22 protein-coding genes and 1 other annotated feature are annotated in these 21796 nt (G+C 42.0%); of the genes, 2 read left to right on the forward strand and 20 right to left on the reverse strand.

Annotation, left to right across the window (positions count from 1 at the left end):
• From NHH16_RS05705 to rplM, 8 genes are all read right to left on the reverse strand, one after another.
• The coding region (locus NHH16_RS05705) for an RRXRR domain-containing protein (RefSeq protein ID WP_262068626.1) at nt 1–244 on the reverse strand (244 nt) is incomplete at its 3' end.
• 296 nt (nt 245–540) lie between these two features.
• Nucleotides 541–1041, reverse strand: a complete 501-nt coding sequence (gene greA / locus NHH16_RS05710; protein ID WP_262068627.1) for a transcription elongation factor GreA — start codon at nt 1039–1041, stop codon at nt 541–543.
• 18 nt (nt 1042–1059) lie between these two features.
• Nucleotides 1060–1824, reverse strand: a complete 765-nt coding sequence (locus tag NHH16_RS05715) for a cell wall-active antibiotics response protein (protein ID WP_262068628.1) — start codon at nt 1822–1824, stop codon at nt 1060–1062.
• Between the two features lie 6 nt (nt 1825–1830).
• Entirely contained in the window at nt 1831–2289 is a 459-nt protein-coding gene (locus NHH16_RS05720; RefSeq protein WP_262068629.1) for a LytTR family DNA-binding domain-containing protein, read from the reverse strand.
• 95 nt (nt 2290–2384) lie between these two features.
• Complete coding sequence (locus NHH16_RS05725; RefSeq protein ID WP_262068630.1) at nt 2385–3374, reverse strand: aldo/keto reductase; 990 nt, start codon at nt 3372–3374, stop codon at nt 2385–2387.
• 238 nt (nt 3375–3612) lie between these two features.
• Nucleotides 3613–4764, reverse strand: a complete 1152-nt coding sequence (locus NHH16_RS05730; RefSeq protein ID WP_262068631.1) for a GTP-binding DUF697 domain-containing protein — start codon at nt 4762–4764, stop codon at nt 3613–3615.
• Between the two features lie 239 nt (nt 4765–5003).
• Complete coding sequence (rpsI, locus tag NHH16_RS05735) at nt 5004–5396, reverse strand: 30S ribosomal protein S9 (protein ID WP_262068632.1); 393 nt, start codon at nt 5394–5396, stop codon at nt 5004–5006.
• 26 nt (nt 5397–5422) lie between these two features.
• Nucleotides 5423–5851, reverse strand: coding sequence for a 50S ribosomal protein L13 (gene rplM / locus NHH16_RS05740; RefSeq protein WP_262068633.1), 429 nt, complete (start codon nt 5849–5851; stop codon nt 5423–5425).
• A 229-nt stretch (nt 5852–6080) separates the two neighbouring features.
• On the opposite strand from rplM, the gene NHH16_RS05745 reads away from it, so the two are divergent.
• On the forward strand, nt 6081–7400 hold the full coding sequence (locus NHH16_RS05745) for an alpha-amylase family glycosyl hydrolase (RefSeq protein WP_262068634.1): 1320 nt from the start codon (nt 6081–6083) through the stop codon (nt 7398–7400).
• A gap of 27 nt (nt 7401–7427) precedes the next feature.
• Here NHH16_RS05745 and NHH16_RS05750 read toward each other — a convergent pair whose 3' ends face one another.
• The 6 genes from NHH16_RS05750 to pdxA all read right to left on the reverse strand — a co-directional run bounded on the left by NHH16_RS05750 (nt 7428) and on the right by pdxA (nt 13300).
• Entirely contained in the window at nt 7428–8357 is a 930-nt protein-coding gene (locus NHH16_RS05750) for an NYN domain-containing protein (RefSeq protein WP_262068635.1), read from the reverse strand.
• Nucleotides 8358–8455: 98 nt separating this feature from the next.
• Nucleotides 8456–8830 (reverse strand): hypothetical protein, encoded by a 375-nt coding sequence (locus NHH16_RS05755; RefSeq protein ID WP_262068636.1) that lies wholly within the window; start codon nt 8828–8830, stop codon nt 8456–8458.
• Nucleotides 8802–9815, reverse strand: a complete 1014-nt coding sequence (locus NHH16_RS05760) for a 2-keto-3-deoxygluconate permease (protein ID WP_262068637.1) — start codon at nt 9813–9815, stop codon at nt 8802–8804. Before NHH16_RS05760 ends, NHH16_RS05755 begins: the two co-directional genes overlap by 29 nt.
• A 32-nt stretch (nt 9816–9847) precedes the next feature.
• The gene (locus NHH16_RS05765) at nt 9848–10966 is read right to left on the reverse strand and encodes a zinc-dependent alcohol dehydrogenase (RefSeq protein WP_262068638.1); all 1119 of its coding nucleotides are present in this window, start codon (nt 10964–10966) and stop codon (nt 9848–9850) included.
• A 1-nt stretch (nt 10967) separates the two neighbouring features.
• On the reverse strand, nt 10968–12239 hold the full coding sequence (locus NHH16_RS05770; RefSeq protein WP_262068639.1) for a four-carbon acid sugar kinase family protein: 1272 nt from the start codon (nt 12237–12239) through the stop codon (nt 10968–10970).
• A 20-nt stretch (nt 12240–12259) separates the two neighbouring features.
• Nucleotides 12260–13300: a 4-hydroxythreonine-4-phosphate dehydrogenase PdxA gene (gene pdxA / locus NHH16_RS05775; RefSeq protein ID WP_262068640.1), complete on the reverse strand. Its 1041-nt coding sequence runs from the start codon at nt 13298–13300 to the stop codon at nt 12260–12262.
• Nucleotides 13301–13500: 200 nt separating this feature from the next.
• On the opposite strand from pdxA, the gene NHH16_RS05780 reads away from it, so the two are divergent.
• On the forward strand, nt 13501–15270 hold the full coding sequence (locus NHH16_RS05780) for a sigma-54-dependent Fis family transcriptional regulator (RefSeq protein WP_262068641.1): 1770 nt from the start codon (nt 13501–13503) through the stop codon (nt 15268–15270).
• Nucleotides 15271–15322: 52 nt separating this feature from the next.
• Here NHH16_RS05780 and NHH16_RS05785 read toward each other — a convergent pair whose 3' ends face one another.
• The 6 genes from NHH16_RS05785 to NHH16_RS05810 all read right to left on the reverse strand — a co-directional run bounded on the left by NHH16_RS05785 (nt 15323) and on the right by NHH16_RS05810 (nt 21757).
• Entirely contained in the window at nt 15323–15826 is a 504-nt protein-coding gene (locus tag NHH16_RS05785) for a DsbA family protein (RefSeq protein WP_262068642.1), read from the reverse strand.
• Nucleotides 15827–15913: 87 nt separating this feature from the next.
• Nucleotides 15914–17134 carry a tyrosine--tRNA ligase gene (gene tyrS / locus NHH16_RS05790; RefSeq protein ID WP_262068643.1) on the reverse strand — a complete coding sequence of 407 codons (1221 nt, stop codon included), beginning with the start codon at nt 17132–17134 and terminating at the stop codon, nt 15914–15916.
• A 34-nt stretch (nt 17135–17168) separates the two neighbouring features.
• Entirely contained in the window at nt 17169–17732 is a 564-nt protein-coding gene (locus tag NHH16_RS05795) for a DUF3267 domain-containing protein (RefSeq protein WP_262068644.1), read from the reverse strand.
• Between the two features lie 192 nt (nt 17733–17924).
• Nucleotides 17925–18168 (reverse strand) — a binding site (T-box leader).
• A 53-nt stretch (nt 18169–18221) separates the two neighbouring features.
• Nucleotides 18222–19157 carry a TIGR03943 family putative permease subunit gene (locus NHH16_RS05800; RefSeq protein WP_262068645.1) on the reverse strand — a complete coding sequence of 312 codons (936 nt, stop codon included), beginning with the start codon at nt 19155–19157 and terminating at the stop codon, nt 18222–18224.
• A gap of 10 nt (nt 19158–19167) precedes the next feature.
• Entirely contained in the window at nt 19168–20232 is a 1065-nt protein-coding gene (locus NHH16_RS05805; protein WP_262068646.1) for a CobW family GTP-binding protein, read from the reverse strand.
• Nucleotides 20233–20314: 82 nt separating this feature from the next.
• Nucleotides 20315–21757 carry an ATP-binding protein gene (locus tag NHH16_RS05810; protein WP_262068647.1) on the reverse strand — a complete coding sequence of 481 codons (1443 nt, stop codon included), beginning with the start codon at nt 21755–21757 and terminating at the stop codon, nt 20315–20317.
• Between the last annotated feature and the right edge of the window lie 39 nt (nt 21758–21796).

Consider the following 21796-nt stretch of genomic DNA (forward strand, 5'->3'; position numbering starts at 1 on the left):
GCTCTGTCTCCGAAGCATACAGCTCTTCGGTTTCAGTTGTGGCAGAAAGACCAACAGTCTTGCTACCGGCATCCACTCCAAGAGTGATTGGCTGTGTATGAGTCGTGCTCTCATACGTAAGTTGTATAGTAAACGGACAGCGTTTAACTACTTTTGCTTTCCCTTCTCTAAGAAGGTGTTTCACTTTACCGTGCCTAGTGGTCGGCATAAGTGGCTGTCCTTCTCTGCTTATGACATAAACCATAAGACACTCCTTTCTGCAACTTAATGCATAACTCCGCCATTAGACGGTTAGTTGTTCTTCGCCAATGTTATATAAGGTTTTACGCATACAGCACGGTTCCTACCCATCAAAACTGTTTAACCATATGCCACAGAGCCGCAGACTAGAACAGGCATCCACGGGTGTCTATATATTCTTACATAACGTAGTCAGTTAAGACTTAGGCTAGTCAACAAGATCTCTTAACAAGCTCCGTCCATAGAACTATGGGCGTGGGTTATTGACTTCTGTCCTCATTCTCAAGTAAATTTTGGTGACTAGAAGCCGCGAATTTCGTCCTCTTCTTCGGAGTAATTTTTCTTTATCTTTTTAATAACCACGGGATACGCGCCTTGTCCTACGCTGATCTTCACCGTATCACCAACCTTTTTCCCTATAATCGCTTTTCCTAAAGGAGACTCAATACTAATCTTACCCTTTAGGGAATTTCCGCGAATGCTGGTTACTAGGTGATAGTTCTCTGTCTCCTTATCCTCTGGATAATAGACTTCCACATAGTCATTAACGCCGACTTCGTCAGCCGCCGAATCTGCACCTACAATAATCGCTTGTTTTAGCATTTTTTCTAGGTAACGGATACGGCTTTCATTTTTATTCTTATCCTGCTTAGCTGCTTTATATTCAAAATTTTCACTGAGATCTCCGTGAGCCCTAGCTTCTTTTACCGCCTCGAGCTCTCGTTTTCTCACTACCACTTTCCGATACTCAATTTCTTCTTTAATCTTTTCAACGTCTTTTTCTGTTAAACGCTCTCTCATTACCACAACTTCCTTTTTCTAGACATATACAATCTCTACTTTACCAAAGACTGTCTCCCCGCGCAAGCGAACTACTTTGCTACTATCAGGGCTTCGCATTCCTCGTTCCGTAACACTGGCAAATACCGCCGACGTTTCGCTAATCACATGCCACTCCTTAGGAACGAAGACTGTAATCGTACCAAAAATCGCACTTACCTTAATGATCGGCTCGCCGGTTTGGATAACCGCTTGGTCAAAATATACCTTTAAGGTACCAAAGACCGCCTCCAAATTCGAGCCGCGAAAATCATTGGCGGTGATGTATTTTACCGAGCTGCCAAAGACGGTGCTAAAGTTCGTCTCGTCCATATCCGCACCCATACCGGCGCTCCCCGAAGTCTCTCCACCCACATTTACATTGCTTGCGTGGCCGTAGGGCATCTCATTGTGTACTTGATCGTGGATTTGCTTATTGAACTTCTCAGGGAAAATAATATTAAGACCGATGCATACTAAGGTAGCCGCAAAAAGGATGGTCCACATAGAAAGATTTTCAAGGCCGATAAACCACAGTAAATTGCGGTTGATAATCACTAAGAAGGCTCCACTAAAGACGGCTCCGGTAATCGAACGGGAAATGATGCACTTAATTAGAACTGCTAGCAAAAGGATGCTCAAAAAACCGTTGCGAAATAGGGAAAAATTAAAAAAGTCAAAGATTTCCATCCGACCGAGAACCACCACAATCGCCGCAATGATAAAGATTCCTCCCCAAAAGATTCTGTCTGATTGTTTTCTCATAAAATATTACCTCGTTTCTTCTAATTTGTTTTGCAATGCTTTGTAATAGTGTCTGGAAATATACACCTGTTTGTAAGAGCCTTTAAACTCTGCTGTCCGGGCCCCGGGAAGGGACGAGGAGACAGAGTACACTTTCCGGGTATTAAGAATAGTAGATTTGGAAATACGCATAAAATGTCCCGGTAATAATTCCTCTAACTCGTATAACCGGTACTGAGCTTCATACATTTCCTCGGGTGTATGAGCAAACACCCGCCCACCTTCTGTCTCAAAGAAAAGCAGTTCATTCAGAGATAGGTAAAAGACGCGCTCCTGCTTATAAAGAGCTAGCTTTTGCTCGGTTCCGATGGTCTCTTTTAGGGCTTTTTGCAACGCTAGGACTTCTTCACTAATACTGCTTGCTTTTATGACCACCACTTCTTCCTCAGGATTTAAATTTTCATCGATTTCAATACGTATTTTCATGCTGTTATCTCCTGCATCTATCTAATCATAAAAACCACTTGCCGTAAATACGAAAACGGCAAGTGGTAAAAATCCCGAACTAAGTGGTCAACAACTTAGAGCGAAAGTTCATCGATTCTTTTCAGTTCTTCTTCCGTAAAGTCTGGACTATCGATTACCTTTAGGTTATCGAGGATTTGACTACTCTTAGAGGCACCTATTAACACACTGGTGACAACGCCGTCCCGAAGCACCCACTTAAGGGCCATCTGAGACAAACTTTCACCTCGCGCCTTCGCCAGTTCATTAAGTTCCTTAATACACGCTAAGCGCTTGCTATCTAAGCTATCCTTCTTCAGATAGCGCCCATCTTTCGAAATTCGACTATCCGCTGGAATTCCGTCTAAATAGCGATCCGTCAAAAGTCCTTGAGCCAGTGGGCTAAAGACGATAATCCCCTTCTTCTCAGCCGCTGCCGCTCTCTTTAAGCCATTTTCCTCAATCGTCCGGTTAAAGATATTATAAGAGTTCTGATTGATAATAAACGGGCAACGAAGTTCTCTTAATATCTGCGTGGCCTTCTCCATGGTCTCGCCATCGTAATTCGATAGCCCAGCATAAAGGGCCTTGCCACTCTTTACCGCTTGATCAAGAGCCCCCATCGTTTCTTCTAGCGGGGTATCTGGATCCATCCGGTGATGGTAAAAAATATCTACATAGTCAAGTCCTAGGCGCTGCAAGCTCTGATCAAGGCTTGCCAGCAGATATTTGCGACTTCCAAAATCGCCGTAAGGCCCTGGCCACATATCATAACCAGCCTTCGTGCTAATTAACAGTTCATCCCGATAAGCACCTAGCTCCTCTTTCATAATCTTACCGAAGTTCTTCTCAGCACTTCCGTACTCCGGTCCGTAATTATTTGCAAGGTCAAAGTGGGTAATGCCGTGATCAAAGGCGGTAAAGCACAAATCCTTCATATTGTCATAAGGGGAAGTGTCGCCAAAATTATGCCATAATCCAAGAGATACTAGTGGTAACTTCAAGCCACTCTCGCCTGAGTGCTTGTAAACCATCTTCTCATAACGCTGTTCGTTTGCTTTATACATGTTAAAAATCTCCCTTCAAGTCTGACTTACTAGCCCCTAGTATATCATACATCCGCCTTACGCTGCCAAATAATCTAAATAATCGCTTTCGCTGGCAAAAAGGATATAAACCCCTTCTACAAATCCCATATAACCGCTTTCTACATTGTATCCTTTCATAAAAATTTCCTCCTTACAAAAACCGTTCATTTGCTTCTGTAAAGAGGATAACTTTTTTACTGTCCCATATTGCGGACTTTTAATTCGTCCCTTTAAATAAGCCAAAGATTAATTTGGCCATATCTTTTCCACCACCGCCCTTGCTGACACTGTCAATGACCGTTGTGACTTTATTGACAAAACCTGTCGATAACTTGGATTCAATCAACTTTTTCACCCAATCTACATCATCTAAGGTCTTCTTTCCTAAGTATACTTGTTCAAAGGCGTAAATCGCTCCTTCGCCGATAGCCGCTACAAAGCTACCAGCAATAATAGCATTGAGTACACTAGCCCCCAAATTAATCCCTGGAATTGCTTTTAAGGCACTAATCGCCGTTTTAGCTGCAACACTAACCGTTCCCACTTCTTTAATGGCATCGAAGAATATCTTAGACTTATCATCCTGGCCGATGCCGTATATCTTGGCAATGGCGTTAATCACACCCACTTCTAACGGGGCCAAAATAAGGCCGTCAGCAATGGGAATAGGAATGGCTCCAACTGCCGTTCCGCTAGCCGTAGCCGCTGCCACCACCCCGTGAGCCAGACTACGCTTACGGGCTAGCACAAAGGAATACATATCGCTCTCGGCTGCCTGAAGCCCCTCAGGAAGCACCGCATTCGTCGCTTCAATCAGCTCTGTAATCCCTTCCGGTGGCGCATAAGCAGTTTCATTTAGCGAATACGTCGCTGCTACTACCGGAATTATATAGCGTAAGTTCCCTCGTCGCTTCTGTTTAGCAAAAGCCTCCTTTACCATCTGGATATTCTGAGTCCGCTCTGGCACCGAATAGGACTTAGTAATGACGACAATAATCGGCACAGATTTCCACATGGAGGTGGCACTCACTAAATGTTTAATCGCCTCGGGAAACAGTTTTCTCGACGTTCCCTCTACGCAAAACCAGATGGCGTTGATTTGTCCGTCTCCTCCCCCTTCTTTGGTGCTATCCTTTGACCATTTCTTTACTGCCTGAATCGCTTTTTGTCTTTTAAAAAAAGACGGTTCAAAGCCGATGGTATCAATTAAGCGAAAAGGAATTTTCTCCCCTTCATAAAGATTAAGTGCGCCAGTTGTTCCTGTAATCCCCCAGTTCGCCTGAGCCCTTTCTTCACCAAAAACAGCGTTAATGAGCGTGGATTTCCCCGCTCCCGAATTGCCGATAACCAAAACATTTCCTTTTTGCATGACATCCCCTCCTCGCTTGGTTATGTTGATTATAGTATAGCATAAGAAGTAATATCACGAAAAGTTATCTGCGAACGCAAGAAGCAACCTCGATTACTGCGAAGACAAGATACAACCTCGACTACGCTTCGCTCCATCTCGGTCATCTCTTGTCTTCCAATGAAGCCCAATATATAAAAAAGCTTCTGAAATGCAAGCATTCCAAAAGCTTTTCCATATATTGCTCTTCGCAGCAATCCCTATCTCTTTGAAAATTGGGGTGCTCTACGAGCTGCTTTAAGACCGTATTTCTTACGTTCTTTCATTCTTGGATCACGAGTTAAGAATCCAGCTTTCTTAAGGACTGGTCTGAATTCAACATCTGCTTGCAGAAGTGCTCTTGCGATACCATGACGGATTGCACCAGCTTGACCTGTGTAACCGCCACCCTTTACATTTACTAAAACATCGAATTTACCTTCTGTCTCAGTTGCTACAAGTGGTTGACGTACAACTACCTTTAACACTTCAAGTCCTAGATATTCATCAATGTCTCTTTTATTAATAGTGATTTTACCGGTTCCTGGTACAAGATAAACTCTTGCGATTGATTTCTTTCTTCTTCCGGTTCCGTAATATTTTGTATTAGCCACGATAATTTCCTCCTTTCAAAACCTCTCTAGAATGTCAATTCTTCAGGTTTTTGAGCTTGATGACCGTGCTCAGCGCCTGCGTACACAAACAGTTTCTTCATCATTGATCTTCCTAAAGGTCCTTTGGGAAGCATTCCTTTAACAGCGAGTTCCATAACCTTTTCAGGTTTTTTGTTCATCATTTCTGCTAAAGTCGTTTCTTTCATCCCACCAACATAGTCAGAGTGATTGTAATAGATCTTTTGTTCCATCTTCTTACCACTTACAGTGATTTTGTCAGCGTTTACTACGATTACGTAATCACCTGTATCTACGTGAGGAGTAAATTCTGGTTTGTTCTTTCCTCTTAACACTTTCGCAATCTCTGATGCTAAGCGTCCTAATGTATGTCCTGTAGCGTCAACTACGTACCATTTTCTTTCAATCTTATCTGGATTAGCCATATAAGTCTTCATTGGTTTTCCTCCTATTTAGGCATTCATAAAAACTTCTTAATTCCTTTTGAAATCAGTAGTTTCCGGGGCATTGGCTACCACTGTTTCGTCTTTCGTCATACTTGGATATTATATTATAGCAGCGGGTCTGTGTCAACCACTTTTTGCACTAGTTTTCTACGTTTTCGCCTCTTCTCTCCTTCTTCTTTTTTTGTTAAAATGTAAGAAATAAAAGAAATGAGGTAAGGCTATGAATTTCGACAGCAGTACAATTTATCAAATATACCCTTTAGGTTTCTTCGATGCCCCGAAAGAAAACGACGGCGTCTTAGCTTCGAGAATCAACGAACTAGATAGTTGGATCCCCTATTATAAAGAACTCGGCGTCGACTATCTGCTTTTTAACCCTATCTTCTCTTCCCAGACACACGGATATGATACGAGAGACTACCGGGCTATCGATAACCGCTTAGGTACCAATGAGGATTTTATTCAGCTTGTTAACAGACTACACCAAGAGGATATTAAAGTTATCCTAGACGGCGTCTTCAATCACGTGGGACGTGAATTCTTTGCTTTTTTAGATGTGAAAGAAAAGAAATGGGACTCCCCTTATAAAGACTGGTTCCTTATCAACTTTGACGGCAACAGTAACTACGATGACGGCTTTTGGTACGAGGGCTGGGAAGGCCATTTTGAACTGGTTAAGCTTAATCTTAAGAACCCAGAAGTAAGGGCTTATCTTCTAGACTGCGTCAAACTCTGGATTACCGAATTTCACATTGACGGTTTGCGCCTAGATGTAGCTTACAGCCTTGACCATGATTTTATGAAAGAACTGCGGAGCTACAGCAGTAGTTTGAATCCTGATTTTGTCTTAATCGGTGAAGTGCTTTTTGGTGATTACAACCTTATCGTTAACGAAGGCATGCTCCAAAGCTGTACGAACTACGAATGCTATAAAGGAATTCACTCAAGCTTTAACTCTCTAAATATGTTTGAGATTTCCTATTCCCTAAATCGGCAATTTGGCAAAGAGGATTGGTGCCTATACCGGGGCAAGCATCTTATGAACTTTGTGGATAATCACGATGTAAGCCGGATTGCTAGTCTACTTAAGACGAAGGAGCACCTCCCCTTAGCCTACGCTCTCCTATTTACCATGCCCGGTATCCCCTGCCTTTATTATGGAAGTGAATGGGGTGCAACCGGTGTCAAAGAAGAAGGTAAGGCTGATTACGATTTGCGACCTCACTTTGACAAACCGCACCCAAATGAACTTACCGAATTAATTAAAAAACTAATTGAGGTTCATAGAAGCGAACTAGCCCTATGGGATGGTAGCTACGAAAATCTCGTCGTCACGAACCCTCAGCTCCTTTTTCGCCGTTTGGCAAAAGAGAGTGAAGTCTATGTTTTTATCAATGCCGATAGCGAAGCTTTTACCTTTTATCACGATAGTCTCTACGGTGACTTTGTCGACTTATTAGACGATTCCTCCGAGCCGTTAAGCGGCGCTTGTGAATTACCCGGATATCAATTTAAGATTCTAAAAAGGAAGCGAGACTAATCATCTCGCTTCCCTCTATATTGACACCTATTCTTTGCAGATGGCGATAAAATCATTTTCGCCCTTTTTTAGACTGATGCTTTCAATGCTTTCCACAAATTTGTAGAAACGGCTATAGCCGTAATCCGAAGTCTTAAAGTCAGAAAACTTCTCATGGACAATTCTACCAAGATCTCCTAGGCTAATGCCTTTTTTACCACTCGCTTTAACCCTTTTCTTAATAAAGGTCTGGACATCTTCGTTTTCTGCTACTTCTGACTTAAGCTTTACGAAGACGTGATGGCCATTCTCGGTTTCCAGCTCAAATTTTGGCAGGCTTTCCAAGAATTTCGACAGCAGGCTATATCCGTATAGACGGACGTCAAAATCGGGATAAAGCTTTAATAAACGACTGCCCACTTCTCCTAAATTCGTACGCTTACCTTTGTTCTGATTCTCCGTAATAATATCCCGAATCGCTCGCTCCATTAAGCTCTTACTAAGAATGGTATCCCGTTCATCATCCGAAGTTTTCTCAGTGTCGTCTTCTTCTATTAAGTTCTCTAACACCGTAAAGATATCACAGGCCTTACGAAGCGCCTTCGGTGTCTTTTCTTCACCCATAACGATAACCTGCATGCCGCCCTCTCGTAGGCGATCGGTTAATCTAGTGAAATCGCTGTCGCTAGAAATCAAGCAAAAACCATCTACGTTCCCCGTATACAGAATATCCATGGCATCGATAATCATCGCCGAATCCGAAGCGTTCTTGCCGGCCACATAACGCAGTTGCTGTACTGGTGTAATGGCGTTTTCCAAGATTCCGTTCATCCAGCCGCCTCTGGCATCATCTCGCCAATCCCCATAAATCCGCTTATACGTAATTCTACCGTATTTGGACAGCTCATTCATAATCGGTTCGATGTATTTAGGTGAGACATTCTCTGCATCAATTAGTAATGCATATTTTGCTTCCATATTATGTACCCCTTTATCATTTTCTACTATTGCATCTTTAAGTAATGTTCTTCTTCTACTTTAACACACTTTAGGCAATAGTATAAGATACATATATATTAAGACTCTTTTATATGAAGCAAATATCTGCGAATCCCGAAGACAACAGCCAAAGCCGCAACACCGCACAAAGTTGTAAGCATCGATGAGTGATCCATAATAATCGCCCTCGTAATTGTAACCATCACTACTTCCATTATATTCTCAGGATTAGGGCTAACAACCACTTTAATAAATTCAATCCCAATGAACAACAGAAAGGCATGGGCAAGCAACTGATGAAAAGTCTCTGCTATTGGATTTCCTAGCGAAAAGCGGTAAATATCTTTGGCCATGTACCACCCGATTACTAACAACGTCATTGCTAACATAACCGCTAAGCTATATTCTATAAAGCGGATTTGCTTATGCAAGCTCTTTCGCACTGTTTCCATGATTTATCTCCACTTTCGCTGCGTCAAATTGTCCTGGATATTTAGGAAACTGAGGACTTCCATAACGCTTCACCCAGTAGCTCGTTCCGATTGGAGCAAGTACTGCTGTGATAACTACGGCAGCTGCAACCTGAGCAGTCGCTCCATCTACATAAGGTAACCACGCTGGATCAATAGCTGCTATTGTTGCCGGTACGGCTACGGCATTACCTGCCGCAGTCGCAACCGCCCAGGAAGCATAGCCTGGACGCTTTCCAATCAGACGATCGCACATCATAATAAACAAACCACCAACAAAGAAACACACCAGTCCTAAGACAACGCCCTGTATACCTCCCATTGCAACCGCTCGTAAATTGATTCCCGCTCCTACGGAAAAGCCGATAAAAGGAATTAAGATATTGCTACCAGGTTCCATAAATTTCGCAAAACTTTCATCTAGATTTCCCAAAATCATGCCGATAATCAACGGAACGATTGAAGCCATTAAGGACTGTACCGGAATATTCGCAAGTCCCCCTGCACCTAGGGCCAGCATAGTCAAAAACGGACCGTTATTGATTCCTAATACCGCCATCGAAGCACAGTCAACCGGATCTCCATACACTTTCATCAATGACAAATATACGCTACCATTGCTATTTGTAATCGAGCTAATAATCGCTAAGGTAGAAATTCCCAATAATCCTTCCATGCCAAATATTTTCCCTACAGCAATACCGATCCCCGCCCCAATAATAAACTTGGAAATTAGTAACACGCCGCCTCGTTTAAAAACAGCTGGTATTTCTTTCAACTGGAGAGATGTTCCCATAATAAAAAACATCATTCCTAACATGGTATTCTGCCCTGAACTTGAAAACAGTGCTGTCGTAAACGAACCCATCTCTAAAAATCGTGGGAGAAATGTATTTGTTAAAACACCAAGCATCAAGGGGATAATCATTGTGCCTCCCGGCACTTTTTTGAATGCTTTCATTACCATAAGTATACCTCCTCTATCTGCAAGCGCTAACTTTACAGATCTTTTTCATCCGTAAGGTCAATCGCCACTCGCAGACAGTCATGACTGTCGTGTGCCAAATCAAAACCATCTTCCCAGTGATCCAAATCGAAAGAATGAGTAACTAGCGGATCAAGCTTTACGCTACCGTTCGCAACTAATTTAATAGCGGTTTCCCAGTCATAAGGAATCTGAGAAATTTCACCTTTAATATCAATTTCCTTAACAATAATTTTGTGAGTATCTACCGGCGCATGGATACCGCCACGAATTCCACCACCAGCCCAGAGAACACGGCCACCTTTACGAACAATATCTAAGGATTCATCAATCGGATCTACTACACCGGTATTCTCTAAAACTACATCTACACCGATACCACCCGTCACTTTGTTTACTACGTCTCTGATATCCTCTTTCTCAACATTTACAATATAATCAGCTCCTAATTCCTTCGCCATTTTTAAACGGAAGGGTTCATCTCTAGTTACTCCCGTCATAATTATCGGCCCTGCTCCAATCGCCTTGCATATCTGCATCATTAGGATCCCTCTAGCCCCAGGTCCAAGAATCGCCACGGATTCACCAGCTTTAACGCCCATTCTGGTAATCACGCTATGAATAGAGCCAGCCGTAGGCTCAATCAATACACATTTCATCGGATCCAGATGATCCGGCAAGACGTGCAGTTGATACTCTGGCCAGACGGTATATTTTGCAAAACCGCCTCCCGTTGTATAGTGTGCTCTACCTTCCATCGGTGGCAAGACATTGCAAATGTTATAGCGTCCCTCTCTACAAGCTGGGCAATGACCGCAGAAATTTGTTACAATCTCATGTACTACTCGGTCGCCAGGCTTAACTGTTGTCACGTCTTCACCAACGGCAATTACCTTACTAACGATTTCATGACCAGCCACCATCCTTCTAGGCGAGGTCTTTACCCCTGTCTTATCTTCTTTCCAACGATGAATATCACTCCCACAAATTCCGCAATACTCTACTTCACAAAGCACATCGTGAGGCGCATAAGGGTTGTCTCCTAACTGTGGCACTTTAAATTGCTCTAATACCATTCTTCCATCTGGATATGCTACGATTGCTCTCATTTGTTTTTCTGTTACGTTTTCCATTTTAATTCGTCCTCGCTTTCATATAACTTTTCACATTTTCAACTACTCGTTCAGTCCCCAATCCACCTGCTTTTGTAATCATAAAAAGTAGGCTTCCTTCCTCTTTGACAGCCGTCAAAACCGCTCCCTTTTCCACTTCTCTAATAGGAATGATTTGTGCTTTCTTGTGCCTCTTAATGTAACCGTATAGAGTATCTCCACCAGTAAGCAGGTAGAGTGCTTCCGGAAAGCTTTTCGTCATAATTTCAATCAGCTCGCCGATATTGTCTGCTATCCGTTCACCAAGCGCCATCCCTTCAAGCCCCTGCTCTATTGCAATACGTTTTGTTTCTCCTGGTTCGGTATCAAAAGTGTCAATTATGCAAACTTCGTTATTCTGTATCTTTTCTTTGATAATACGTAACGTTTCCTTACATTCTCCACTTTGAAAATAATGCTCCTGCAACTTCTGTAAAACCTTCAATGTAAATCTTCCAAGTGTTTCGCTACCGTTCTCTTCATAGATTCTTATTTGTTGAGCGGTCACTTCGTTCAAACTCCCGCTAACCATTACTAATTTATTCGCACCGGGAAAGTTGATAAGTTTCGTATGTTTAAAGGAAATTATGCGATCAAGATACGTTGCAAAACCAGCACAGCCTGCAAATAGCTTCAGTTTTCTTTTCCTGCTTAAAAACTCTGCCACTAGGCCAATATCTTCCACCGTCTCCGCATCCACAATCATCACTTCTCCGCAGTCTTTCTTCCCTTTGTATAAGCTTTCTAGCTCATCCGTTCCTACATTACGAGTCTGAATGTCGCTAGTTTCGCCGATAATCTCACTTACGAGCGAATAGCGAACTGGTTCATAGGGATCTGCCCCAAAGATACTCTTGTGAATCGGCACACCATCCAGATACTGAACGCCTTTCTTGGTGGTCCTGCCAGCTTGAGGGTATGCTGGTAGAAAACAAACACTCTCTTGATTGCAAGCGACCGTTAAGGCCTCAAGTTCACTTCCAATATTTCCCCGTAGGGTAGAGTCGGTCTTTTTATAAATATATTCAACACCAGCTGCCAGCCCTCTTTTAGCAATCTTGTATACTCGGGTATACGCCTCTCTTTTATCAAGGTGTCTCGTCTCAAGATCAACTGCCAACACTTCATAGTCACTATCAAATTGTGCTTCTTCAGGATCCACCGATATTCTTACTGAAATTCCTTTTTCAGCAAACTGAACCGCTGTATCAAGGGTACCGGTAAAGTCATCGGCAAGAATCAGTAATTTTATCATCTCTGTTCCTCCGATATTTTCTAGCGTTTATGAATTGCAAAACGGATTGCATAGTCAATTGCATTATTTAGACTAGCTGGACTTGCGCTGCCATCACCAGCATGTCCAAAACCTGTACCGTGATCTACCGAAACGCGAATAATCGGCAAACCTAACGTAATATTTACACCTGCTACAGAATCCCATTTACTTAACTCTTTGTTATATACAAAGCCTTTTACTTTAAGAGGAATATGTCCCTGATCGTGGTACATCACGACGGCGACGTCATACCATCCACCTTCCATTTTGGAGAAAACTGTATCCGGTGGAACTGCTTTTCCATCCGGTATGCAAATTCCTTCTTTGGTAGCAATTTCAATTGCTGGTAATATTTCTTCAATCTCCTCACGGCCAAACATCCCGTTTTCACCTGCATGAGGATTGAGTCCTGCCACAGCAATTTTAGGTTCTTCAATTCCAAGTGCCTGGCAACCACTTGCTGCTAGACGGATAGCCTCTAGCACGCGTTCTTTCTTCACTGCCTGGCATGCCTGTAATAAAGACACATGTGTTGATACATGCACGACTCTCAATTCATCGTGGGCTAACATCATTGCATAGTCAGCCGTATCCGTATAATCGGCATAAATCTCTGTGTGTCCTGAATAGTTATGTCCAGCAAGATTTATGGACTCCTTGTTAAGAGCATTCGTAACCGTCGCATCTATTTCTCCGGTCTTTGCTAGTTCAATAACTTTCGTTACATACTGGAACGCTGCCTCGCCACACATCTTCTGAACCTTGCCGAACTCTCGAGTCGCAAGGTCTACATTCTTCATATCGATAACGTCTATAGTCCCATATTCAAATTTCGCTTCTGACGGGTCACTAACCCCATTTACCTTAATTTGATTTGACAATTTCAAAGTGTCTATTGCCACTCTAAGGCAACCCGCATCACCAATAATCAGCGGACGACACTTCTGATACAGGGTTTCTGAATTCAACGACTTTATGGATAACTCCGGACCATTACCAGCCGGATCTCCCATTGTGATTCCTATAATAGGCCTTTCCATATTCTTTTGTTCCTTCCTCATTAGTCATTAAGCTGTGCACGCTTATTTAGATAATATAAAGACTCTTTCGCCTTTAAACAATAAAGGCACACGCACATTTCGTTCCATATTTGCGCATTTCTTCCTTTTTTATATCTTTACCTCTTCTTTTCGTTATGTTATGCTCATTTATGGAACACCTAGGGAAAGGAGAACTATGAATGAAAGACATTAATGTATTACTAATCGCCCCGTATTTGGGCTTACAGGAAACTGCTCGTAAAATTGCAATGAAAAAACCAAATGTTCACCTACATACGTGTGTCGCAAATGTCGTGGAATTCGATCGAATAAAAAAGGAAATAGACAACGATAACTACGATATAATTATTTCTCGCGGGGGAACCGCGCGAATGATTGAACAAAATACCGATATTCCTGTTGTTGAAATTCAGATTTCTATGTATGATGTTCTGCGAGTAATCAAAACCACTGAGGGTTTTGGCGAGCGTTTCGCTATTGTTGGAGCGGCTAGCATAACCAATACCGCCAAACTTTTATGCGAATTATTACAATATGATTTGGAAATTGTTTCCGCCACTGGACAAGTGGAGGCTCAAGAACAAATAGATCGTTTGGAGACGGAAGGATGTCAACTAATTATCGGCGATATGTTATCTACCTCCACCGCTAAGCAACGCGGTATGAATGCCTTATTAATTACCTCTGGTCCCGAAAGCGTAGAAACTGCCTTTGATCAGGCTGTTATGATTTGTCGAAATTATATTTATTTAAAAAAGGAAAAAGACCTCTTTAACGATGTAATCCAATATGCTCCTTGGGATACTCTCGTTCTGGATGGAAATAACAAAATCCTCCATAACACAATGGAAGAGTCCGAATACAACAAGAAGGTCTTTCGCTTTATCAGTAAATCGCTTCCTGCTTTCTGGGATTGTAGTACCTCTTCTTTTGAACAAATTATTGATCAAAAACTTTGTCGTATCACTGCCCATATTCGTAAACCCAATGGTCAGGAGCTCTTATTCGTATACGTAATGAATACCTATGTTCCCACTATTTTAGGCGACCCTTCCATTCGTGTAGTCGAGCCATATAGAGAAAAAAATCCACCTGTTGATGAATTTGCAGCAACAAGCTTTCTCGGACAACTTAAAGATAAAATCGTGGCATACGCTCGCACAAGACAACCTATTTTAATCATCGGCGAAAAGGGCACTGGCAAAGAAGACACCGCCGCCTACATTTATCACAATAGTACCTATACAAACACACCTTTTTATGAAGTTGATTGCGAAATGATGAGCGCAAAGAGCTGGAATCAGCTAATGACAAGCACAAATTCTATTCTTCTAGGACAAAATGCGACTATTTACATAAAACATATAGAATCACTAAGTCTTGAACAGATACAAATGTTAGGGAAATATATACTTTTTGCCAAAACCGACTACCGCAACCGTCTCCTCTTCTCCTTAGAGGAAAACTCTAAAAGTATTTCCTCTACCTCCCACAAAACGGCGCTTACGGATGCACTTACTTGCCTCGTGCTAAAACTCCCACCCCTACGGGAGCGAAAAGATGATATTTCTAACTTAGCCACCATCTATATCAATAACATGAATCGAGAATTCGGTAAATCTGTCATCAACTTTGATGCCACTGCCAAGGATTTTCTCTGTTCTTTTCCATGGCCTGGTAACCTTCGGCAATTCAAGCAAATAATCAAGGAATTGGTCATCCTTTCTCAATCCTCTTACATTACGAAAGAAGAGCTACAAAGAGCGTTAAACGAAGAACAAATTCCTAGTGTCTCACTTGCTAGTTCTTTTGACCTAAGCCAATCACTAGAGGATATCACTACTGATATTATTCGTATTGTCGTAGCAGAAGAGGGCGGAAATAAATCAAGAGCCGCCAAACGTTTGGGTATCGCTCGCAATACTCTTTGGCGCCTCTTAAATAAATAGCTTTAAAAAAAACGCTATAACCAAGTCATTTGGTTGTAGCGCTTTTTCACTCTTATGCTTTATTCGCTTTTATAAACTTCTTAATCTGCCCTCTGGTTAGGCCTACACCCGGTACGGCTGGCAAAGTACTGTCTCCCATCTTAAGAGAAGGGACAGCGGGAAATCCTAACGTCTCCCAAGCCTTTTCGTTATTCTCCTTCAACCGGTCTACGTAATCACCCTTTTCAATACCCTCGATAAAATCATCTGGTTCGATAATATTTGCCAAGGCATCTGCTACCACATCTACATTTTCAATATCTACCTTATCTTTTAAAGAAGCTTTAAAGATGATGTCGCTATACTCAATGGGATTACAGCCATAATCCCCAGCCACGTAAAAACCACGAGCACAAATATCCGTGTGTAGTCCGTGTGTTTCTGGACGCGGATGAGCTTCGCAAGGAACAATCTTTAGTTCTAAATCGCAAAATTCCTCAACGATAAGAGCAATCACTTCGTGGTATCCTTTTAGACAAAACGGACACCCATAGTCAAGATACAGTTCTAGTTTCATTACTACTTTTCTCCTTATCCCCAACTGTCTGTTTTATTTACCTATCCCTATTATAACCCTTAATTACCCAGGCGACAACTTCACACACTAATACTGCATTTTGTGGAAGTTCTTTTTACCCTTCTTAATTACCACGCCGTCGCCACTTAGCTCTTCTTTGGTAAAGCTTTTGGCGATATCTTCTACCTTCTCACCGTCTACAGATACGCCGCCTTGTTGGACATTTCTTCTCGCTTCGCCTTTTGAAGGTACCATTTTACTCTTAACTAACATCGTTAAGATATCAATCTCACCATCGGTAAAATCCTCATCGGTTAAAGTCGTAGTTGGCATCTCTGCCGCAACGCCGCTAGTAAAGATGGCTTTGGCACTAGCTTCTGCTTTCTTAGCTTCCTCTTCGTCGTGAACCAGAGCCGTAAGCTCATAAGCCAAGATTTCCTTTGCTCGGTTAAGCTGGGCTCCTTCCCAGCTATCCATCTCATTGATCTGCTCAATTGGCAAAAAGGTCAGCATCCGCAAGCATTTTAAGACATCGTCATCCGCTACATTCCGCCAGTATTGGTAAAAATCGTATGGACTAGTTTTCTCTGGATCAAGCCATACAGCACCGCTCTGGGTTTTTCCCATCTTTTTGCCTTCAGAATTTAGTAGAAGCGTAATCGTCATCGCATAAGCGTCATCCCCTTGCTTACGGCGGATAAGTTCTGTTCCCGCTAGCATGTTGCTCCACTGGTCGTCACCACCAAACTGCATATTACAGCCGTAATCATTGTATAATCTGAAAAAGTCGTAAGCTTGCATAATCATGTAGTTAAACTCAAAGAAGCTAAGACCTTGCTCCATCCGCTGTTTGTAGCACTCAGCACTCAGCATCCGGTTAACGCTAAAGTGAGGACCTACATCTCTTAAAAATTCGATGTAGTTTAGGTTCATTAGCCAATCGGCATTATTTACCATCCTCGCCTTGCCTTCACCAAAATCGATAAACTTGCTCATCTGCTTTTTGAAACAATCACAGTTGTGCTGAATAATTTCCGGGGTCATCATATTACGCATATCGCTACGGCCTGATGGATCCCCAATCATACCCGTACCGCCGCCTACAAGAGCAATCGGCTTATTACCGGCTTCCTGCAAGCGCTTCATCAGACATAACGCCATAAAGTGACCGACGTGAAGGCTATCGGCTGTAGGGTCAAAGCCAATGTAAAAGGTTGCCTTTCCGTTATTTACTAACTCTCTGATTTCTGGTTCATCCGTTACTTGAGCAATCAGCCCTCTCGCTTGTAATTCTTCATAAATTTTCATTCTAATTCATACCTCATTTCTGATTTCATTCTTTTTATTTTACATACGCTACAAACCCACACTCACTAACGTGGTCTTTGATAAAACAATCCGGTAATGATAAATACTTTCTTAGCAGTACGGCAATCGTCGTATCTCCACCTGCTGAAAGCAGACTAAGAGCACTTAGCCATAAAAACAGAGGCTCTTGCGTCAACAGGCCAATGATAAAAGTACCAATCCCTAGCACCGCAAAGGGTAAAAGCAAGGCAAACAGATAGGCTCTCGGCTTTAAACCTTCACGGCAATGGCAATACGGGGTTAAATACTCTTTCATAAAGCCAAACTTTATGCTCTGTGCGCCGTTCTTAACAAATGGCAAGAACCCTAGTCCGTGAAGTCCTTCATGGATGGGAATGGTAAGCATATACAGAAGCAGTAGACCGAAAGCGTGAGACAACTTTAGGCCTAGAGGCAGGCGGAAGACGCCGAGCCAAATAATAAATTCTAAGACCACAAAGGGACCTGCTGTTACAAATGCCATCTTATTCGCTTGTACAATTGAAATTATCTGTTCTTCTTTCTCATAACCGGCGCTTAAATAGTCTTCTTCGGTCATCGCCTCACCTCCTTTGCTGAGCGCTTTTTATGTATGAAATAGAATTTGCTCTTGGCAAATTCTTGCGCCTTCGGCGTGTGCTGTTGCACAAAATTCCTATCGCCGAAGTGCGCATCCTTAGCGGAGCGCTTTTTATGTAATAGGAAAGTTCAAAGAACTTTCTATTACATAAAAAACTCGCCCTTATCTTTCGATAAGGACGAGATCTAATCCCGTGGTACCACCTTTATTCACCGATAGCTTGCGCTAATCAGCCTCCATAAGCAACCATCATTGCTCTGATGCATAACGGGCATCTTCCGTCACAGCCTACTACTTTTTTTCGGTGTGCAGCTCTAAGATGTATTCATAAATCCTCTTACCTGCGCCTCTCATCAACCGGCAACTGTCTGTTGGTAAACCTAGACTTACTACTTGTTCTTGTCATCGCTTTTCTTTTATATAACAGCAATCCTAACGTATCTTTAGCGGAATGTCAATACCTTTTCCTTACAGATAAACCACTTTCTCCTTCGCTGGTTTGGCCGTCTTTATCTTAAGGAGCTCAAGCAATGGTCGTTCTTCACCGGAAGGCGTCTTAAAGCCTTCACCAAATCTCACCGTTACCTTAACCCAGTCCCCTGAGTTAAAGGCAAGCTTGTCTTTGGAAACACAAGGATATCCATAAAACCGTACATCATCGGCACAACACGTCATAATCATTCGTCCTGGGACAAACATCGACTCTTCCATCCCTTTTGGCCGAAAAGCCTGAGCCAAATAGGTGATTTCTTTTCCCATGTAGCGTTCTGGATGATCAAAAGTATCTACGTACCAAGTACCAAAATCGGTATCGTCTAATTGAATTTTATCGCCGGTAATATCAAATGGCAGATCCTCTTCTCCTGGTGGAATAATCGTCCCGTCAGGCTTCTCAAAGAGTACTTGCGCCATAGGATTTTGCACCGTTATCGCTCTTCTAAAGGCCCCTCTATCCACATCCTCGCCGCAGCGATTTACCACGATTAGCTCCGACTCTGTCATCTGCTCCATCACTAGTTTGCGCATGTTTTTAAGATAGGCGTCAAGGGTCTCACCGTTTACCGTCGAATAGACGCCCCCGATTTCCCAATCCTTAGGCATGGATACTTGCAAGAATTTTTCAAAGTCCCACATCCCGTTATACTCAATAATCACCTGCATCGGCTGATAACTCTTTTCAATCCCCTGTAAGAACACCGCGTTATAATCTTCCTGCTCTTCAAGCTCTAGCTTTTCAATATCATTGACCTTAAGAAAGGACTCTGGGTACTCTCCTTCCCCTTCTTCGCAGGTAATCAGAACCGTCAATCCTTCTTCAATCCACTCCTGAGTCATTAACGTTTCCTTGATAAAGGTGGTCTTCCCGCTTTCTAGCAATCCTGTCACAACATATACTGGTACCATTTATTCTCTCCTAAACATGAAATATTTTCTTCAACTCATCCTCTTTTAAATCTGTACCGATTACGCATATTCTTCCGGTATAATCGGCTTTACCATCTCTTATTTCATACTCTTCAGGAACCAAGTCAAATTCTTTCCAAACGCCATCAGCACCAGCGACAATTCCTTTTGCTCTCAACACCTGGCCGTAAGTTTGGGTATTTGCCAAAGTCTTAAGCACTGCCTCTAACTCATCTAAGTCGTATTTGTGAGGCGTTTCTTGACCCCAGCTCGTAAACACTTCATCCGCGTCATGATGGTGATGATCATGCTCATGGTGATCGTGACCACAGCCACAACTACAGCCTTCCCCATGTTCATGATGGTGCTCGTGTTCATGATGGTGCTCGTGTTCATGATGATGACCGCAACTACACCCTTCCTCGTGCTCATGATGGTGGTGTTCGTGATGGTGATGCTCCTGCTCAGTGAGCAAATCCTCTGGCTTTTTAGCGGTGTTAAGAATCGCTTCTTTTGTAAGCTCATCCCAAGGTGTAGTAATTATCGCCGCCTCTTTATTATGTTCGCGCAAAAGGTTGATACAAGCTTCTAATTTCTCATCGTTTAGATCCTGGGTTCTGCTAACCACAATAACATCTGCATTCTCCACTTGATTTACGAAGAATTCGCCGAAATTTTTAAGATATAATTTCGCCTTCTTGCCATCTACTACGGCAATCTTATTCTCGATAACAATATCCGCTTCCTTCTGGACATCCTTTACGGCACCAACTACATCTGAAAGCTTACCTACGCCTGAAGGTTCGATAATTACTCGGTCAGGGTGGTATTTATCCAGCACTTCTAGTAGTGATTTGCTAAAGTCACCTACTAAAGTACAGCAAATACATCCGGAATTCATTTCTGTCACTTCAATCCCTGAGTCTTTTAAAAAGCCACCATCGATCCCGATTTCGCCAAACTCATTCTCGATTAAAACCAGCTTCTCTCCTTGGTATACTTTTTCAATTAACTGTTTGATGTACGTGGTTTTTCCTGCTCCTAAAAATCCGGAAATTATATCTACTTTTGTCATTACTTAAAACCTTCTTTCTTAATTAAGAACCATTTTCATTATGTTATATAGGATAGCACATTCTCTACCTTGATTCAAATGTTCACCTTAACGTCACCGCTTCTGGAACAGTTTTATAAAACATGGCGCGAGACAGCTTACTCTTTTCCAAATATCCATTTTTCTCAAGATTGCCTATTACTTTCTTTCTTAGATAAGTGGAATCGCTAACACCTAGATATTCAGCAATTTCCGTCACTTTACGAGCTTGATAATAGCAAAATGATAATACCTTTTCGTCAAGATTTGTTCCATTTGGAACGGGAACAAATGTGAGCGTTGGTACACTACTATTTTCCACACCTTCTTCATATGTCAAATCAGGAAGCACCAACGTAAAATGATCTGATGAAGAATAAATATATGGCCTATGTGACTCATTTGCGTCTTTATATTCTTCTACAATTTTATCAAACCCCGTCCCCGCCGCTTCCATAACATTACATGCCACTAAAACATCTGTAATTAGTTCATTTCTTCTTTTGGATATAATGCCCGATAAATCATATGTTTTCCCGAGCTTCTCTCCCCTATAAAATCCGCCTGGTGATGAAATTTCTAATCTATCCTTAAACATATCCACCTGAATTCTTGTCCCATCCAAATAATAGTCTCGATGAGCAACAGCGTTTATTACGCCCTCAAATAGAGCACGCTGAGGATACGCATCAATGTTTCTTCTCGAATCGGCTAATTTAACCAGCGAATGATTCATTCTTTGATTCACAAACTCCATTGTATCAGTAATTGTAGATATAATATTCCCATTAAATCTATTGATAGTTACGATTCTTTCTGTTCCTTTATTAAAGCCAGAAAATACCGAACACTGAACCCCTGTCTTTTTCCCTTTATAGTCATCTAAAAACAAAGTGGCTCCATTCAACAAATATCCCTCTTCATTGTAAAAATCCATAGACCTAAGCGCTTTCTCTTTAAGTTCTTGCCCATCATTATGAGCTGCATAAAAGGCTCGTAACATAGATATTTTATCTGGATTATATTTGATATCTGAAACCAGAATATCATACTGTGAATTCTTGCTTTTCACACTCATCTCTATAATTTCTTCATAGGTTGCACCATTCGTATATCCGTCTCGTCTCATAAAAATGGAAGGAATCTGTTTGTACTTTAAGATAATTGGCTTAACAAGCGACTCAAAAACTTGAACCCGAATAATAAAACGCTCACTATTTTTGATTTCATACCTGACAAACGAAACTTTCATTTGTGGTCGCGGAGTCAAGTGCTCATTCACCTGATTATTAAAATAGTTTCGTTCATTATCTGCCTCTCTTCTACCAAACCCTATCAATTTATTGGTTTTATCTTCCACCCCAATATAAAAATCTCCTCCTGAAGCATTTGCAAAGCCGGCAATAGTCTTAAGCCACCCAACAACATCTTCACGATTTAATCTACTCTTACATTCTAATTTGTCGTTTTCTAATTGTATATCGTCAATAATCTCTTCCAAATACATAGAATCACCCCCTAATATGAACTACTTCAATGTTACTTC

The sequence above is a fragment of the Ohessyouella blattaphilus genome, assembly GCF_024721265.1.
In the GTDB taxonomy this organism is placed as follows: domain Bacteria; phylum Bacillota; class Clostridia; order Lachnospirales; family Lachnospiraceae; genus Aequitasia; species Aequitasia blattaphilus_A.

Bases quoted from the DNA above. Each gene is read 5' to 3' on its own strand.
- NHH16_RS05800 (WP_262068645.1), bottom strand. From the start codon at position 19,157: ATGGTACCAGTATATGTTGTGACAGGATTGCTAGAAAGCGGGAAGACC.
- NHH16_RS05715 (WP_262068628.1), bottom strand. From the start codon at position 1,824: ATGAGAAAACAATCAGACAGAATCTTTTGGGGAGGAATCTTTATCATT.
- NHH16_RS05805 (WP_262068646.1), bottom strand. From the start codon at position 20,232: ATGACAAAAGTAGATATAATTTCCGGATTTTTAGGAGCAGGAAAAACC.
- NHH16_RS05780 (WP_262068641.1), top strand. From the start codon at position 13,501: ATGAAAGACATTAATGTATTACTAATCGCCCCGTATTTGGGCTTACAG.
- NHH16_RS05755 (WP_262068636.1), bottom strand. From the start codon at position 8,830: ATGGAAACAGTGCGAAAGAGCTTGCATAAGCAAATCCGCTTTATAGAA.
- NHH16_RS05730 (WP_262068631.1), bottom strand. From the start codon at position 4,764: ATGCAAAAAGGAAATGTTTTGGTTATCGGCAATTCGGGAGCGGGGAAA.
- rplM (WP_262068633.1), bottom strand. From the start codon at position 5,851: ATGAAGACTTATATGGCTAATCCAGATAAGATTGAAAGAAAATGGTAC.
- NHH16_RS05770 (WP_262068639.1), bottom strand. From the start codon at position 12,239: ATGATAAAATTACTGATTCTTGCCGATGACTTTACCGGTACCCTTGAT.
- NHH16_RS05725 (WP_262068630.1), bottom strand. From the start codon at position 3,374: ATGTATAAAGCAAACGAACAGCGTTATGAGAAGATGGTTTACAAGCAC.
- NHH16_RS05810 (WP_262068647.1), bottom strand. From the start codon at position 21,757: ATGTATTTGGAAGAGATTATTGACGATATACAATTAGAAAACGACAAA.
- NHH16_RS05750 (WP_262068635.1), bottom strand. From the start codon at position 8,357: ATGGAAGCAAAATATGCATTACTAATTGATGCAGAGAATGTCTCACCT.
- tyrS (WP_262068643.1), bottom strand. From the start codon at position 17,134: ATGAAAATTTATGAAGAATTACAAGCGAGAGGGCTGATTGCTCAAGTA.
- pdxA (WP_262068640.1), bottom strand. From the start codon at position 13,300: ATGGAAAGGCCTATTATAGGAATCACAATGGGAGATCCGGCTGGTAAT.
- NHH16_RS05760 (WP_262068637.1), bottom strand. From the start codon at position 9,815: ATGGTAATGAAAGCATTCAAAAAAGTGCCGGGAGGCACAATGATTATC.
- NHH16_RS05795 (WP_262068644.1), bottom strand. From the start codon at position 17,732: ATGACCGAAGAAGACTATTTAAGCGCCGGTTATGAGAAAGAAGAACAG.
- NHH16_RS05745 (WP_262068634.1), top strand. From the start codon at position 6,081: ATGAATTTCGACAGCAGTACAATTTATCAAATATACCCTTTAGGTTTC.
- greA (WP_262068627.1), bottom strand. From the start codon at position 1,041: ATGAGAGAGCGTTTAACAGAAAAAGACGTTGAAAAGATTAAAGAAGAA.
- NHH16_RS05785 (WP_262068642.1), bottom strand. From the start codon at position 15,826: ATGAAACTAGAACTGTATCTTGACTATGGGTGTCCGTTTTGTCTAAAA.
- NHH16_RS05765 (WP_262068638.1), bottom strand. From the start codon at position 10,966: ATGGAAAACGTAACAGAAAAACAAATGAGAGCAATCGTAGCATATCCA.
- NHH16_RS05720 (WP_262068629.1), bottom strand. From the start codon at position 2,289: ATGAAAATACGTATTGAAATCGATGAAAATTTAAATCCTGAGGAAGAA.